The organism is Mycolicibacterium nivoides, from assembly GCF_003855255.1.
In the GTDB taxonomy this organism is placed as follows: Bacteria; Actinomycetota; Actinomycetes; order Mycobacteriales; family Mycobacteriaceae; genus Mycobacterium; species Mycobacterium nivoides.
Window position 1 is genome coordinate 5,148,748 of record NZ_CP034072.1, and the last position, 16,015, is coordinate 5,164,762.

A 16,015-nucleotide genomic window follows, 5' to 3' on the forward strand; every position below is an offset into this window, starting at 1 on the left:
CGAGGCAGAAAGCAGAGACTTACCGTGTTCACCCGTTTCCCCCACACCCAGTTGATTCTCGGGATCGGCGCCGCGGCAGCGGCGCTCACCCTCGCGGCCTGTGGTTCCGAAAGCTCGGACACCACCACCCCGAGTGCCACCGCGGGACAGTCCGGGGTCAACGTCGAGGTCGGCAACACCATCAACTACATGTCGGTCGGCACCACGACCGACATCGACTGCGCCGACGGCAAGTCGCTCACTGTCGGTGGCACCAACAACACGCTGACGGTCAAGGGCACGTGCGCCAACGTGAACATCGGCGGATCCGACAACAAGATCACCTTCGAGCGGATCGACAAGGGACTGACCATTATCGGGCTGAACAACACCGTCACCTACGCGGCGGGCGACCCGAAGGTCACCAACACCGGCAGCAACAACAAGGTCAACAAGGGCTAATCGGCGCTGGCGCCGTGCCGGCCCGCTCCCCCGGCGAACCGACCGGCGCCATGCGCGGCCTCTTCCGCGACGCGGGCGATGCTGGCGAATTCGAATTCCATTGCCGCCTGCTCGGATTCGCCCCACTGGTGCAGTGCTGACATGCGGTCGGCCCGCAGGCACTGCTGAGGCAGCCGGGACAGTTCGCCGGCCAGTTCCTCTGCCGCCGCGCGGGCTTGCCCTGTGGGCACCACCCGGTTGGCCAGGCCGATCGCGTGGGCTTCGGCCGCGTCGACGGCGCGTCCGGTCAGGATCAGGTCCATGGCGCGGCTCTGCCCGATCAGCCGCGGCAGCCGCACGGTGCCGCCGTCGATCAGCGGCACTCCCCAGCGGCGGCAGAACACCCCCAGCACGGCATCCTCCTCGACGACGCGCAGGTCACACCACAACGCCAGTTCCAACCCGCCGGCCACCGCATGGCCGCCGATCGCAGCGATCACAGGCTTGGACAACACCATGCGGCTCGGCCCCATGGGACCGGGCCCGGCGGGGTCGAGCCGGTTCATCTCCGGCGTGCCGAATGCTTTGAGATCCGCACCGGCACAGAATGTTCCACCGGCGCCGGTCAATACCGCGACGGCGGCATCCTCGTCAGCGTCGAATTGCTCGAACGCCGCGTACAGCGCCGCGGCAGTGGGGCCGTCGACCGCGTTGCGGGCATGCGGCCGGTCGATGATGACCGTGGTCACCGGTCCGTTGCGTTCGACCCGGACAGCTTCGGTCACGTCGCCTCCATCAGTTCAGTACGGTCGCGCCTCACGACGAGTTCGGCAGCAAAGTCGTTGTACGCCTTACGCAGTTCGGCACCCGGCCACTCACCCGACAGTAACTCGTCCGGCAGCACCGGGTCCGCCAGCAGGTGGCGCACGATGCCCGCGGCCGCGACGAACCGGCCCGGAACGTCGGTCGCGGCGGCCATCTCCTCCAGTAGTTGCTCGCCCGTGCGCCGCCAGCCGGGCAGATCCCACAGCGTGGCGGCCAGGCCGGCCGGATCCTCGTCCCGGGCGTGCAGCAGCCGCACCCGGCCGGTGATCTCCCGGGGCAACACCTGGTCCAGATTGTCCGGGCGCATCCACACACCCTCGCGCAGTTCGCCGAACCGGTACTGCTGCAGGGTATTCCGCAGCGCAGCGCGGGTGCGGGCGTCGGTGCCGACACTGGTGATGACCAGTGTCTGCCACTGTCCGTCGTAGTCCCGCAGTTTCGGGTCGATCGCGTCGTCCTGGCGCCGCTGACGGTTCAGCAGACGGTCCGACAGCCGGTAGCCGTCCTCCGAACGGATCAGGTCACCGGCGCCGACCATGCGGGTCAACGCCACCCGGAGGGTTGGTTCCTTGATGTCGAAATCGGCTGTCAACCTGACCAGTTCGGCGGCACGCGCCCAGGCCGGGTGGGCACCGAGCAGCACGCTCAGCACCACCGACCGGGCCGTCATCCGAGTGAGCGCGGGCACGTCAGACCTCGGAAGACCTGCGCCCGTGGTCGCCCATCGGCTCGTCGCGATGGCGCACCGCTTCGCGGAAGCCGTGTTCAACTGCGTCGGCCACGAAGGCATGCCCTTCGGGAGTATGCCGGGCGATGCCGTCGAACACCGTGCTCACCATCCGGCTGGTCGCCACCCCCTGCTGCAACAGCGCGGAGTTGCAGGCCAGCTTGGCCATGATGAGCTGATTGACGGGCATGGCGGCGATGCGTCCGACGAGGCGCTCGGTGCGCTCATCGAGGTCTCCCGGTTCGGGCGCCTCGACGGCCAGGCCCCATTCGGCGGCCTGCGCGCCGGTGATGCAATCCCCGGTGAACAGAAGACGTTTGGCGCGTTGATCCCCCAACCGGTGCGCCCACAGGCCGGCGGCCGGAACGCCCCACACCCGCATGGGCGGGTAGCCGATCTTCGCGTCGGACGCGGCGATCACCTGGTCGGCGTGCAGCGCGATGTCGGTGCCACCGGCCACGCAGTAGCCGTGAATCTTGACCACGGTCGGCTTGTCGGCGTGCATCAGGCTGGAGAAGCCGCGGACGAACCGGCTCATCATCTGATAGTCGACCATCGGATCCCACGGTTGGTCCGGAAGATGGTTGACGGCCTGCGTTTTCCCCGACAGCACGGTCCCGTCGTAGCGGCCACCCCCGGCCTCGCCGGTCCCGTCGGCGTAAGCGGACAGGTCGAATCCGGCACAGAAGCCCTCACCTCGACCGGACACCAGGATCACGTGCACGTTCGGGTCCAGGTCGGCCCGCTCGACCAGGGCCTGCAGTTCCAGCGGGGTGTCCGCGACGATCGAATTGCCTTTTTCGGGGCGGTTGAAGGTGATTCGCGCTATCCGATCGGTGACCTCGTAGGTCATCGTTTTCAGCGTGTCGACTGTCATCCCTTGACCAGGGCACGCTCAAGGATCGGCGCCAGATCCAGCCCGGTCGGCAAGGTGCCGAAGGCCTGGCCCCACTGCCCGCCGAGCCTGCTGGCCAGGAAGGCCTCGGCCACGGCCGGGTGTCCGTGACGCACCAGCAGCGCGCCCTGCAGGGCCAGCGAAATGTCCTCGGCGACCTTGCGGCCCCGGTAGGTGATGGTCTCCAGATCCTGCAGATCGTTCTGCAGCGTGGTGACGTGGCGGTCCAGCCGCGGGTCCTGCCCGGCGGTCTTGGAGAGTTCGTCGAAGAGCACCTCGATGCTCTCCGGCCGGGTTGCCATGGCACGCAAGGTGTCCAGCGCGCTGACGTTGCCCGAGCCTTCCCAGATACCCATCAGCGGGGCCTCCCGGTACAGCCGGGGCATGCCCGAGTCCTCGACGTAGCCGTTGCCACCCAGGCATTCCATCGCCTCGGCGGCATGCGGGGTGGCCCGCTTGCAGACCCAGTACTTGCCGGCGGCCAGGCCGATACGGCGCAGCAGCGCCTCGCGCTCGTCACCTCGGACCGCCTTGTCGGTGGCACCGGCCATCCGCATCGCCAGCATGGTCGCCGCCTCGGCCTCCACGGCCAGGTCGGCGAGCACGTTGCGCATCAACGGCTGATCGATCAGATAGGCGCCGAACGCCTTTCGGTGCTGGGCGTGGTGCACGGCACGGGTCAGGCCGTTGCGCATGCTCGTGGCGCTGCCCAGCGTGCAGTCGAGCCGGGTGAGGTTGACCATCTCGATGATGGTCGGCACGCCGCGGCCCTCCTCGCCCACCAGCCAGGCGGTGGCGCCGTCGTACTCGACCTCGCTCGAGGCATTGGCGTGGTTGCCCAGCTTGTCCTTGAGCCGCTGCAGGAACATCCGGTTGCGGCTGCCGTCGGGCAGGATGCGCGGCAGGAAGAAACAGCTCAGACCGCCCGGCGCCTGGGCGAGCACCAGGAAGATGTCGCACATCGGCGCCGAGGTGAACCACTTGTGGCCGCGCAATGAGTAGGTGCCGTCGCCGTTGGGCGTGGCTTCGGTGGTGCCGGCGCGAACGTCGGAGCCGCCCTGCTTCTCGGTCATCGACATGCCCGCCGTGATACCGGCCTTCGTCGTCGCGAGCTTCAGTTCGGGGTCGTACACCCGGCTGGTCAGCAGCGGCTCGTAGATCGCGGCCAGTTCGGGGTTGAACCGCAGCGCGGGTACGACGGCGTAGGTCATCGAGATCGGGCAGACGTGCCCGGGTTCGACGGTCCACACCGAGGTCTTGGCCGCGCGCACGACGTGGGAGCCCTCGCGGTCGTCGGCCCACGGGGCGCCGTGCAGACCGTGGGTGACGGCCACATTCATCAGCTCGTGGTAGGCCGGGTCGTATTCGACCTCGTCGATCCGGAACCCGTAGCGGTCATGGGTGTGCAGCACCGGACGGTTGCGGTCGGCCAGTTCACCCCATCGCTGGGCCTGGGCGCTTCCGTTGATCGCGCCGAGTTCGTGCACCTCGTCAACGCCCCACTCTCCGCCTTCACGGATGAGGGCCTCGGCGAGCACCGGGGAGGTGGCGGGGTTGTAGTCCTCCAGCGTGGGGACCTGATTGGTGACGACGTGCGTGCCCGCGGACGCGAGGAGCGAAGAATCTGCAGCCATTCACTCAGTGTTACAAATTCTCGACAACCGCACAATAGTTGTAATGCCTCGACTGCTCAGGCGGCAACGGTCTTGCGCGGCGGCGGTACGTTGTCGGCCCCACGGACGGCATTCAGCACGGACTGCCCCTGCTGATCGATGAGCCTGGTGAACAGCTGCTGCGCGTATCCGAAGACCAGACCCCAGGCCAGGATCTGGGCCGAGGTATCCAGCGCATTCAGGCCGGGGACAAACCCGCCGCGCATCAGCAGCAGTCCCAGGAACGCCGTCAGCGCTCCGGTCGGCAGCTTCAGCGCTGCCAGCGCCACAGGTATGCCATAACGCTCGGACGAGCCGCGGACATGGCTGATCGCGGCGGCAGCCGCGATCGCCGCGGCGACCAGCCCGACCAACTCGATCACGATCACGTCCGTCTTCCTGACGGTCTCTGTCAGCACGTCGCCGAATTCCCGAGGGCTGTCCATCTTGTCTGCGCCGGGGCGAACGGGCGTGAAGGGCACAGACTCGTCGGTCGGGCACACCATCGTCAGTTGGGAGGCTTCCTGCGGCGCGAAACACATCGGGATCAACGTCGGCTTGAGGTAGCCGATCACGCCGAGAACGACAACCAGCATCGACAGCAGCACCGTGGTGCTCACGACGATATTGCGGAAACTGCGCAGCCGGATGTTCTCCCGCAGGGCCGCAGAACTGGCCGCCCGCACGGTGGCCACAATCTGATCGCGAGCGGCATCGACCTTGTCCAGTGCCGACCCGCGATCGTTGTTGATGTTCCGCACCAGCCGTTCGAACTCCTGCCGCCCAGGATCACTCGAGCGCAGATGACGCTGCACGTGCCGCAGAAGTGACGGCACCTGCCCCAGCAGATAGTCGCTCGGTGCGAGGTTGAGCAACTGCGCCTCGGCGGCGTCGAGGTTGCTCATCGCGCGCTCGAGCAGCGGACCGTTGCGGGACAGCCTGATTCGCATGCCGAGTTCCGGCTTCTTGCCCGACGCCGCGTCCCTGGCCGCACTGAGGTGGCATTTGATCGCTTTCGACAACGCCGAATCGAAGTCACGCGAACTGTTCTGAGCCAAGAAGTCCGTCAACGTCTCCAGCTCGAAAGCCCGGGTCAGGGTGCTTTCGCGCCAGGCGACCCACACCGGGCCCCCGACGGGCCGGACGGCATCGATGCGGGGCAGCGGGTTCGGCGCGGCAGGCGGCGCCTTCGTGATGATCACGATTACCTCCTCACCTGGTTCGGTGATGGTGATGACCGTAAATTCCACCGATCGCATTCAGCACGCGTAGTCGACTACTCGATAAACGCCGGATTCACGAGCGGGAAGGGTCTGCGACCTCCAGATCGGGGTCCGGCACCGGGTCCACGCCCGCGACCGCAGGTTCGGACCCGCAGGCACGCGTCTGGCGCGCTTCGTAGCGATTGAGCGCGAACAGCACCACTCCCGCCAAGGCCCAGCCGAGCAGGATGTCGACCACGTAGTGCTCGGCGGTGTACACCAGCGTGAAGGCCATGATCAGCGGGTAGGCCACCAACACCGGCCGCCATCCTCGGTTCACCCGGTTCCACAAGAACACCGCGACCGCGGCGGTGAGCCCCGCATGCAGGGACGGTATCGCCGCGACCAGGTTTACGCTGGCCTGTCCCTGATCGATCAATGCCGTTGCGGTATGCAGATTCAGCTTGCCCCAGCCACGGGTGACGATCCGTTCGATCCACTCGTGAGCGCCGTCGCGACCGCCCTGCATGACGCCGAGCAGTCCTCCGTCGACGGCTTCGCGCGCCGATCGGAACATGCATCCGGGCCCGGATGGGCCACCGTCGACGTCATCGGCACTGCACCGCGCCGCCGCCCACGGCGGAGCCGCGGGCAGCAGCGCATAGATGATCAGGGCCGCGAACGACAGCCCGACGAACAACCGTACGAACCGCTTCCACTCCTCACGGTCGCGCAGCCACAACACACCCGCGACGACGTAGGGCAGGATGAAAAACGACATGTACACCGTGCTGATCACGACTTCCCACCACGGCGGGTGCAGCAGTTTCAACCGTTCCTGCAACCACACCGTGGGCACCGTGCCGAAGAACAGCCAGCGATCCGCGTCGACCTGCCAGTGCCACATGGTGGGACGGCCGACCAGGGTGGCCGCGCCGCGGCTCAGATCGTAGGCGGCCAGCACCACGGCGAACGGCAGCCAGTCCCGGATCACGTAGAGCATCCGCCGGCCCTGCCCGATGCTCGCGGCCAGCAAACCGGTGGCGATATAGAGCAGCAACAGCTCGCGGTTGAATGCGAAACCGTCGGTGGCGGTGCGGTAGACGACCACGGACGCCCACACGAGGATCGCGACGTACCGCAGAATTCGCAGTCGACGGGCACGGTTGGTGGTGCCCCATTCCGCTGGGGCTTCTTCCGTTACCGAGTCATCAACCGCGGTCACAGAGGTGACGTTAGTTCACCTTTGCTTCACGATGCCGTTGAAAACGGTTCAGGTCGCGAACGTGTCAGCCGGCGTGCTCGCGCAGAAACGCGATGTCGTCCTTGCGTCCCTCTTCTGCGGTCTCACAGATCACCGGCGCATCGGCTGCCTTGACCACCGCGGCCAGCAACTGCGGATCGATCTGCCCAGCACCGAAATTCGCGTGGCGGTCGGCACCGGAACCGGCCGCATCGCGTGAATCGTTGCAGTGCACCAGGTCGATGCGCCCGGTGATGGCCTTTATCCGGTCGACGGCGTCGATCAACGCCTCCCCCGCCGCCCACGCGTGGCACGTGTCGAGGCAGAAGCCAATTCCTTTGTCCCCGATGCGATCCCACAACCTGGAGATGGTGTCGAAATGCCGCGCCATGGCGTGATCACCGCCCGCGGTGTTCTCCAGGTACACCGGCACATCGGTGTTCAGCGCGTCCAGGGCCTTGACCCAACGCTCGAACCCGGCCTCCATGTCATTGTCATCGGCGTGGCCGCCGTGCACGATCACCGCGGTGGCGCCGATCTCGGCCGCGGCGTCGCACGTGTCCTGCAGGATCTTGCGGGACGGAATCCGGACGCGGTTGTTGGCCGACGCGACGTTGATCAGGTACGGCGCATGCACGTACAGCGGGACCGTCGACGCCTTGAGCAGCTCAGCATCCTCACGGGGCTTGGGCTTCTTCCAGCTCTGCGGGTTGCCGAGGAAGAACTGCACGACGTCGGCGCCGTCCGCGGCGGCTGCGGCCAATGGGTCGGTGTTGTCTACATGCGAACCGATGAGCACGCCGCCAAGTCTAGGTGCGCGGGCCGACACGAATCACGATGAGTTCCGTCGACGCTGAGGGTCTACTCGGCATGGGCAACGATGTGTGGCCGATGGTGCATGCCGAGCGGGCGGCGCTGATCGCCGACCTCGGACAACTCGGCGACGACCGATGGGAAACGCCGTCACTGTGCGCGGGATGGACCGTTCACGACGTGATGGCCCACCTGGTCGATGTCGCGCTGACCACCAGGATCGGTTTCGTGGTCGACATGGTGGCGGCGCGGTTGGACTTCGACCGGCAGAACGCCCGTGGAGTGCGGCGCGCACGCGGCGCATCTCCTCAAGAGACCTTTGCGCGACTTCGTCAGCTGGCGTCGAGAACGTCCACCCCGCCGGCGCCGCTGGACACCCGCCTCGTCGAGGAGGTCGTCCATGGTGAGGACATCCGTCGGCCCCTCGGTCTCACGCGCTCCTACCCCGAGGAGGCGGTGCGCCGGTCCCTGCTTCAGCAAGCCGCCACGTCGGCGAAGTTCGGCGGCGCCAAGGAGCTGCTGACGCAGGTCCGGTTTACGGCGACCGATGCCGACCTGTCGATCGGCGATGGACCCGAGGTGCGCGGAACCATGTTGGCGTTGCTCCTGGCCGCGTCGGGCAGGAAGATCGCGCTCGACGAACTCGGCGGGCCCGGGCTTCGCGCGGTCCGTCAAGTTTCTTGACGCCCAACGAAAAAGCCCCCGCACGGGGCGGGGGCTTTTCCGTGAACTACTAGCGGTAGTCCGAGTATCCGTAATCGTCCAGCGGCACCGCAGCACCGGTGGCCTGGCCGAAGTCCGGGCTGTAGTACTGATCCTCGTAGGACGGGATCGTGTACGCAGCAGCGCGGGCCTCTTCGGTCGGTTGCACCTGGATGTCGCGGTAACGGGCGATGCCGGTACCGGCCGGGATCAGCTTGCCGATGATCACGTTTTCCTTCAGACCCTGCAGCTTGTCGCTGCGGCAGTTGATCGCCGCATCGGTGAGCACGCGCGTGGTCTCCTGGAACGACGCCGCCGACAGCCACGAATCCGTGGCCAGCGATGCCTTGGTGATACCCATCAGCACCGGACGGCCGGCCGCGGGCTCGCCGCCCTCGGCCACGACCCGACGGTTCTCGGTCTCGAACTCGGCGCGCTCGGTGAGCGAGCCGGGCAGGAACTCCGTGGCACCCGAATCGATGATCGTGACGCGACGCAGCATCTGCCGGACGATGACCTCGATGTGCTTGTCGTGGATCGACACGCCCTGGGCCCGGTAGACCTCCTGGACCTCCTTGACGAGGTGGATCTGCACCTCGCGGGGGCCCTGGACACGCAGAACCTCGTGCGGATCCGCGGAGCCTTCCATGAGCTGGTCGCCGACCTCGACGTGGTCACCGTCGGACAGCACGCCTTCGGAGCCGTCCTCGTGGGTGATCACGCGCAGACGCTGACGCTTGGAGAGCTTGTCGTAGACAACTTCCTCACCGCCATCGTCGGGGACGATGGTGATCTTGAAGAACTTGTCGCTCTCCTCCAGCCGGACCCGGCCCGCGACGTCGGCGATGGGCGCCTTGTTCCGCGGAATACGGGCCTCGAACAGCTCCTGCACGCGAGGCAGACCACCGACGATGTCGGCGCCACCGGTAACACCACCCTGGTGGAAGGTACGCATGGTCAGCTGAGTACCGGGCTCACCGATGGACTGGGCGGCGACGATGCCGACGGCCTCGCCGATGTCGACCAGCTTGCCGGTGGCCATCGAGCGGCCGTAGCACTTGGCACACACACCGGCGGCCGAGGCACAGGTCAGCACGGAGCGGACCTTCACCTGCGTGATGCCGGCAGCCAGCAGCGCGTCGATGGCCGGGTCACCCAGGTCATGGCCGCGCTCGATGACGACGTTGCCGTCGGCGTCGACCGCGTCAGTGGCCAGGGTCCGGGCGAACGCCGAGGTCTCGACGTGCGCATCACGGATCAGCGAGCCGTCAGCGGCACGCTCGGCCAGGTGCACGATGATGCCGCGCTCGGTCTCACAGTCGGTCTCGCGAACGATGACGTCCTGCGACACGTCCACCAGACGACGGGTCAGGTAACCCGAGTCGGCGGTACGCAGAGCGGTGTCGGCCAGACCCTTACGAGCACCGTGGGTGTTGATGAAGTACTCCAACACCGTCAGGCCCTCACGGAACGAGGACTTGATCGGGCGCGGGATGAACTCACCCTTCGGGTTGGTCACCAGACCCTTCATGCCTGCCAGGGTGCGGGTCTGGGTGAGGTTACCCGTGGCGCCCGACTTCACGATCGTGATGATCGGGTTGTCGGCCGGGTAGTACTCCTCCAGCGCCTTACCCACCTCTTCGGTGGCGTCCTGCCAGATCTTGACCAGGGACTCGTTGCGCTCGTTGTGGTTCAGCGCGCCGCGCTGGTACTTGCGCTCGATCGCCTCGGCCTCGGCCTCGTGCCGCTCCAGGATCTCCTGCTTCTGCGGCGGCACCAGAACGTCGGCCATCGAGACCGTGACACCCGAACGGGTGGCCCAGTGGAAACCGGCGTCCTTGAGCTTGTCGACGGTCTGCGCCACCACGATCATCGGGAAGCGCTCGGCCAGATCGTTGATGATCCGGGCCTGGACCTTCTTGTGCATCTGCTCGTTGACGAACGGGTAGCTCTTGGGCAGCAGCTCGTTGAAGAGCACGCGGCCCAGCGTGGTGTCCGCGGTCCAGGCATCGCCGGGCTTCCAGCCGTTCTCGAACAGCTCGGCCTCGACGTTGGCCGGCGGACGCGCGTCGGTCAACCGCACCTTGATCTTGGCGCGAACCGACAGGGCTCCGCGATCCAGGGCCATGATGGCCTCGGCGGGCGAGCTGTACACGCCCTGCTCCGGCTGGTCCTTGGCGGCCGGCACGTACTCGCCGACATCACCCGCGACCTCGGTGGTCAGGAAGTACAGACCGGTCACCATGTCCAGACGCGGCATGGCCAGCGGCTTACCCGACGCCGGGGACAGGATGTTGTTCGAGGACAGCATCAGGATGCGGGCCTCGGCCTGGGCCTCTGCCGACAGCGGCAGGTGCACGGCCATCTGGTCACCGTCGAAGTCGGCGTTGAACGCCTCACACACCAGCGGGTGCAGCTGGATGGCCTTGCCTTCCACCAGCTGCGGCTCGAAGGCCTGGATACCCAGGCGGTGCAGCGTAGGTGCACGGTTCAGCAAAACAGGATGCTCTGCAATTACTTCCTCAAGGACATCCCAAACCTGGGGACGCTGACGCTCGACCATGCGCTTGGCGCTCTTGATGTTCTGCGCGTGGTTCAGGTCGACCAGACGCTTCATCACGAACGGCTTGAACAGCTCGAGAGCCATCAGCTTCGGCAGACCGCACTGGTGCAGCTTCAGCTGGGGACCGACCACGATGACCGAACGGCCCGAGTAGTCGACGCGCTTACCGAGCAGGTTCTGACGGAAGCGGCCCTGCTTGCCCTTGAGCAGATCGGACAGCGACTTGAGCGGACGGTTGCCCGGCCCGGTGACGGGCCGGCCGCGACGGCCGTTGTCGAACAGCGCGTCCACCGACTCCTGGAGCATGCGCTTCTCGTTGTTGACGATGATCTCGGGGGCACCGAGGTCGATCAGTCGCTTGAGCCGGTTGTTGCGGTTGATCACGCGGCGGTACAGGTCGTTCAGGTCGGAGGTGGCGAAGCGGCCACCGTCGAGCTGAACCATCGGACGAAGCTCCGGCGGGATCACCGGGACGGCGTCCAGCACCATGCCCAGCGGGGAGTTACCCGACTGCTGGAAGGCCGCGACGACCTTCAGGCGCTTGAGGGCGCGCAGCTTCTTCTGACCCTTGCCGCTGCGGATGGTCTCGCGCAGGTTCTCGGCCTCGGCCTCGATGTCGAAGTTCTCGATGAGCTTCTTGATCGACTCCGCGCCCATGGCACCGGTGAAGTACTCGCCGTAGCGGTCCTGCAGCTCGCGGTACAGAACCTCGTCGACGATGAGCTGCTTGGGAGCCAGCTTGGTGAAGGTGGTCCAGATCTCGTCGAGCCGGTCCAGCTCACGCTGGGCCCGGTCACGGAGCTGACGCATCTCACGCTCGCCGCCGTCGCGCACCTTGCGGCGCACGTCGGACTTGGCACCCTCGGCCTCGAGCTCGGCCAGGTCGGCCTCGAGCTTCTGGGCGCGGGCCTCCAGGTCGGAGTCACGCTGGTCCTCGACGGCCTTGCGCTCGACGGCCATCTCGGCCTCGAGCGTGGACAGCTCGTTGTGGCGCATCTCGTCGTCGACCGAGGTGATCACGTAGGCCGCGAAGTAGATGATCTTTTCCAGATCCTTCGGGGCCAGGTCGAGCAGGTAGCCCAACCGCGACGGAACACCCTTGAAGTACCAGATGTGCGTGACGGGTGCGGCCAGCTCGATGTGGCCCATCCGCTCACGACGCACCTTGGCGCGGGTCACCTCGACGCCGCAGCGCTCACAGATGATGCCCTTGAAGCGGACACGCTTGTACTTGCCGCAGTAGCACTCCCAGTCGCGAGTAGGTCCGAAGATCTTCTCGCAGAACAGGCCGTCCTTCTCAGGCTTCAGCGTGCGGTAGTTGATGGTCTCCGGCTTCTTGACCTCGCCGAAGGACCAGTTACGGATGTCGTCCGCGGTGGCGAGGCCGATGCGGAGTTCATCGAAGAAGTTGACGTCTAGCACGTAACTCCCTTTCCCCTTTCGGGACTAGAAACAACTCAGGCGAGATCTTCGACAGAGGCGGACTCGTTGCGTGACAGGTTGATGCCGAGGTTGGCAGCAGCGCGCTCCAGGTCCTCGTCGTCACCGTCACGCATTTCGATCGCCGCGCCGTCGCTGGAGAGCACCTCAACGTTGAGGCACAGCGACTGCAGCTCCTTGAGAAGCACCTTGAACGACTCGGGGATACCGGGTTCAGGGATGTTCTCGCCCTTGACGATGGCCTCGTACACCTTCACGCGGCCGACCGTGTCGTCGGACTTGATGGTCAGCAGCTCCTGCAGGGTGTAGGCAGCGCCGTACGCCTGCATGGCCCAACATTCCATCTCACCGAATCGCTGACCACCGAACTGCGCCTTACCACCGAGCGGCTGCTGGGTGATCATCGAGTACGGGCCGGTGGAGCGGGCGTGAATCTTGTCGTCCACCAGGTGGTGCAGCTTGAGGATGTACATGTAACCGACCGTCACCGGGTACGGGAACGGTTCGCCACTGCGGCCGTCGAACAACGTCGCCTTGCCGTCGGCATTCACCATGACGTCGCCGTCACGGTTGGGCAGCGTCGAGCCGAGCAGGCCGGCCAGCTCCTCTTCGCGGGCACCGTCGAACACCGGGGTGCTCACGATGCTGTCGACCGGGGCCGAGTGCAGACCATCAGGCAGCCTGCTCGCCCATTCCGGCGTTCCGTCGGCCACATCGATGTTCCAGCCGGCCTTGGCCACCCACCCGAGGTGGGTTTCCAGGATCTGGCCGATGTTCATACGACGCGGCACACCGTGGGTGTTCAGGATGATGTCCACCGGGGTGCCATCGGGCATGAACGGCATGTCCTCGACGGGCAGGATCTTGCCGATGACGCCCTTGTTGCCGTGACGTCCGGCGAGCTTGTCGCCGTCGGAGATCTTGCGCTTCTGGGCCACGTAGACGCGGACCAGCTCGTTGACACCGGCGGGCAGTTCGTCGTCATCCTCACGCGAGAACACGCGGATGCCGATGACCTTGCCGGACTCACCGTGGGGCACCTTCAGCGACGTGTCGCGAACCTCGCGGGCCTTCTCACCGAAGATGGCACGCAGCAGGCGCTCCTCCGGGGTCAGCTCGGTCTCACCCTTCGGGGTGACCTTGCCGACCAGGATGTCGCCGTCGCGGACCTCGGCGCCGATGCGGACGATGCCGCGCTCGTCGAGATCGGCCAGCACCTCATCGGAGACGTTCGGGATGTCCCGGGTGATCTCCTCGGCGCCCAGCTTGGTGTCGCGGGCATCGATCTCGTGCTCTTCGATGTGAATCGAGGTGAGCACGTCCTCTTCGACCAGGCGGTTCGAGAGGATGATCGCGTCCTCGTAGTTGTGACCCTCCCACGGCATGATCGCCACGAGCAGGTTCTTGCCCAGGGCCATCTCACCGTTCTCGGTGCACGGACCGTCGGCGACGACCTGGCCGGCCTCGACACGCTGCCCGGCGTCCACGATCGGACGCTGGTTGGCACAGGTGCCGTGGTTGGACCGGGCGAACTTGCGCATCCGGTAGGTGTGCCGGGAGCCGTCGTCGGCCATCACGGTGATGTAGTCCGCCGAGACCTCCTCGACGACGCCCGCCTTCTCCGAGACGATGACATCGCCGGCGTCGATCGCGGCACGCAACTCCATGCCGGTACCGACCAGCGGGGCCTCGCTGCGCACCAGCGGAACCGCCTGGCGCTGCATGTTGGCACCCATCAGGGCGCGGTTGGCGTCGTCGTGCTCGAGGAACGGGATCATCGCGGTCGCGACAGACACCATCTGGCGCGGCGAGACGTCCATGTAGTCGACGTCGGACGGGGCCACGTTCTCGACCTCGCCACCCTTACGGCGAACCATCACGCGGTCCTCGGTGAAGCTGCCGTCCGCGTCGATCGGCGAGTTGGCCTGCGCCACGACGTGGCGGTCCTCCTCGTCGGCGGTCAGGTAGTCGATCTGGTCGGAGACCACACCGTCGATGACCTTGCGGTACGGCGTCTCGATGAAGCCGAACGGGTTGACCCGGGCGTACACCGAAAGCGAGCCGATCAGACCGATGTTCGGACCCTCAGGGGTCTCGATCGGGCACATGCGGCCGTAGTGGCTGGAGTGCACGTCGCGGACCTCAAGGCCGGCACGCTCACGGGACAGACCGCCGGGGCCCAGCGCCGACAGACGACGCTTGTGGGTCAGACCCGACAGCGGGTTGTTCTGGTCCATGAACTGCGACAGCTGGCTGGTGCCGAAGAACTCCTTGATCGCCGCCACGACGGGACGGATGTTGATCAGGGTCTGCGGCGTGATCGCCTCGACGTCCTGGGTGGTCATGCGCTCACGCACGACGCGCTCCATACGGGAGAGGCCGACCCGGATCTGGTTCTGGATCAGCTCACCGACGGTGCGCAGACGACGGTTACCGAAGTGGTCGATGTCGTCCACCTCGACCGGAACCTCGACGCCGCCGGGGACGGTCATCGTGGTCTGGCCTTCGTGCAGACGCACCAGGTACTCGATGGTCGCGACGACGTCTTCCTCGGTGAGGGTCGACGACGTGATCGGCTGGCCGGCGTTCAGGCCCAGCTTCTTGTTGACCTTGTAGCGACCCACGCGGGCCAGGTCGTAGCGCTTCTCCTTGAAGAACAGGTTCTCCAGCAGGGTCTGCGCGGACTCCTTGGTCGGCGGCTCGCCCGGACGCAGCTTGCGGTAGATGTCCAGCAGCGCCTCGTCGGGACCAGCGGTGCTGTCCTTCTCGAGGGTGCCCATCATGATCTCGGAGAAGCCGAAGCGCTCCACGATCTGCTCGTTCGTCCAGCCCAGTGCCTTCAGGAGCACGGTGACCGGCTGACGACGCTTGCGGTCGATGCGGACACCGACGGTGTCGCGCTTGTCGACGTCGAACTCCAGCCACGCACCGCGGCCGGGGATCACCTTGACGCTGTGCAGCGTCTTCTCGGTGGACTTGTCGATGCTGTCGTCGAAGTACACGCCGGGAGAACGCACGAGCTGGGACACCACGACACGCTCGGTGCCGTTGATGATGAAGGTGCCCTTCTCGGTCATCATCGGGAAGTCACCCATGAAGACCGTCTGGCTCTTGATCTCACCGGTGTTGTTGTTGATGAACTCGGCCGTGACGAACAGCGGAGCCGCGTACGTCATGTCCTTGTCTTTGCACTCGTCGACGGGAGCCTTGACCTCGTCGAAGCGCGGGTCGGAGAAGCTCAACGACATCGAGCCCGAGAAGTCCTCGATCGGCGAGAGCTCTTCGAGCACCTCCTCGAGACCGCCCTTGGGGTCGGTCTCGCCGCGATCGATGGCCTTCTGGCGCCATCCGTCCGCTCCGACGAGCCAGTCGAAGGAATCGGTCTGAACGTCGAGTAGCCCCGGAACCTCAAGCGGTTCACGGAGCTTTGCAAATGAAACTCGGTTCGGTGCTCCTGGGACGGAGTTATTGGTGTTAGCGTTCGCTGTGCTCTGGCTAGAGACTGCCAAGATGCATCCTTCCAGCACCTCATG

11 protein-coding genes are annotated in these 16,015 nt (G+C 66.1%); 2 read left to right on the top strand and 9 right to left on the bottom strand.

The genetic code is table 11. The annotated features are described in order from the left end of the window. The first annotated feature begins 24 nt into the window (after window positions 1-24). The gene (locus EH231_RS25170) at window positions 25-441 is read left to right on the top strand and encodes a DUF3060 domain-containing protein (protein ID WP_090424587.1); all 417 of its coding nucleotides are present in this window, start codon (window positions 25-27) and stop codon (window positions 439-441) included. On the opposite strand, the gene EH231_RS25175 is transcribed toward EH231_RS25170, so the two are convergent. From EH231_RS25175 to EH231_RS25205, 7 genes are all read right to left on the bottom strand, one after another. Next, window positions 438-1,205, bottom strand: coding sequence for a crotonase/enoyl-CoA hydratase family protein (locus EH231_RS25175; protein ID WP_124713530.1), 768 nt, complete (start codon window positions 1,203-1,205; stop codon window positions 438-440). The two genes, EH231_RS25170 and EH231_RS25175, sit on opposite strands and share 4 nt — an antisense overlap. Beyond that, the gene (locus tag EH231_RS25180; RefSeq protein ID WP_124714369.1) at window positions 1,202-1,915 is read right to left on the bottom strand and encodes a PaaX family transcriptional regulator C-terminal domain-containing protein; all 714 of its coding nucleotides are present in this window, start codon (window positions 1,913-1,915) and stop codon (window positions 1,202-1,204) included. The genes EH231_RS25175 and EH231_RS25180 overlap by 4 nt, the downstream gene beginning before the upstream one ends. A gap of 19 nt (window positions 1,916-1,934) precedes the next feature. Beyond that, on the bottom strand, window positions 1,935-2,849 hold the full coding sequence (locus EH231_RS25185) for a crotonase/enoyl-CoA hydratase family protein (RefSeq protein ID WP_090424584.1): 915 nt from the start codon (window positions 2,847-2,849) through the stop codon (window positions 1,935-1,937). Then, the gene (locus EH231_RS25190) at window positions 2,846-4,501 is read right to left on the bottom strand and encodes an acyl-CoA dehydrogenase family protein (RefSeq protein ID WP_090424583.1); all 1,656 of its coding nucleotides are present in this window, start codon (window positions 4,499-4,501) and stop codon (window positions 2,846-2,848) included. Before EH231_RS25190 ends, EH231_RS25185 begins: the two co-directional genes overlap by 4 nt. A gap of 56 nt (window positions 4,502-4,557) precedes the next feature. Continuing rightward, a complete protein-coding gene (locus EH231_RS25195) occupies window positions 4,558-5,721 on the bottom strand; it encodes a hypothetical protein (protein WP_164481009.1) in 1,164 nt (387 codons plus the stop codon). A 94-nt stretch (window positions 5,722-5,815) separates the two neighbouring features. After that, window positions 5,816-6,946, bottom strand: a complete 1,131-nt coding sequence (locus tag EH231_RS25200; protein ID WP_090424582.1) for a phosphatase PAP2 family protein — start codon at window positions 6,944-6,946, stop codon at window positions 5,816-5,818. Window positions 6,947-7,010: 64 nt separating this feature from the next. Then, complete coding sequence (locus EH231_RS25205; protein WP_090424581.1) at window positions 7,011-7,763, bottom strand: deoxyribonuclease IV; 753 nt, start codon at window positions 7,761-7,763, stop codon at window positions 7,011-7,013. A gap of 38 nt (window positions 7,764-7,801) precedes the next feature. On the opposite strand from EH231_RS25205, the gene EH231_RS25210 reads away from it, so the two are divergent. Continuing rightward, on the top strand, window positions 7,802-8,461 hold the full coding sequence (locus tag EH231_RS25210) for a maleylpyruvate isomerase family mycothiol-dependent enzyme (protein WP_241177804.1): 660 nt from the start codon (window positions 7,802-7,804) through the stop codon (window positions 8,459-8,461). 49 nt (window positions 8,462-8,510) lie between these two features. On the opposite strand, the gene EH231_RS25215 is transcribed toward EH231_RS25210, so the two are convergent. Together EH231_RS25215 and rpoB are read right to left on the bottom strand one after the other, a co-directional pair. Next, window positions 8,511-12,464: a DNA-directed RNA polymerase subunit beta' gene (locus EH231_RS25215; RefSeq protein WP_090424579.1), complete on the bottom strand. Its 3,954-nt coding sequence runs from the start codon at window positions 12,462-12,464 to the stop codon at window positions 8,511-8,513. Between the two features lie 35 nt (window positions 12,465-12,499). Then, window positions 12,500-16,009 (bottom strand): DNA-directed RNA polymerase subunit beta, encoded by a 3,510-nt coding sequence (rpoB, locus tag EH231_RS25220; protein WP_090424578.1) that lies wholly within the window; start codon window positions 16,007-16,009, stop codon window positions 12,500-12,502. Window positions 16,010-16,015 lie beyond the last annotated feature (6 nt).

Coding starts and splice junctions, on each gene's coding strand:
- EH231_RS25180 (WP_124714369.1), bottom strand. CDS start 1,915: ATGACGGCCCGGTCGGTGGTGCTGAGCGTGCTGCTCGGTGCCCACCCG.
- EH231_RS25185 (WP_090424584.1), bottom strand. CDS start 2,849: ATGACAGTCGACACGCTGAAAACGATGACCTACGAGGTCACCGATCGG.
- EH231_RS25190 (WP_090424583.1), bottom strand. CDS start 4,501: ATGGCTGCAGATTCTTCGCTCCTCGCGTCCGCGGGCACGCACGTCGTC.
- EH231_RS25210 (WP_241177804.1), top strand. CDS start 7,802: ATGAGTTCCGTCGACGCTGAGGGTCTACTCGGCATGGGCAACGATGTG.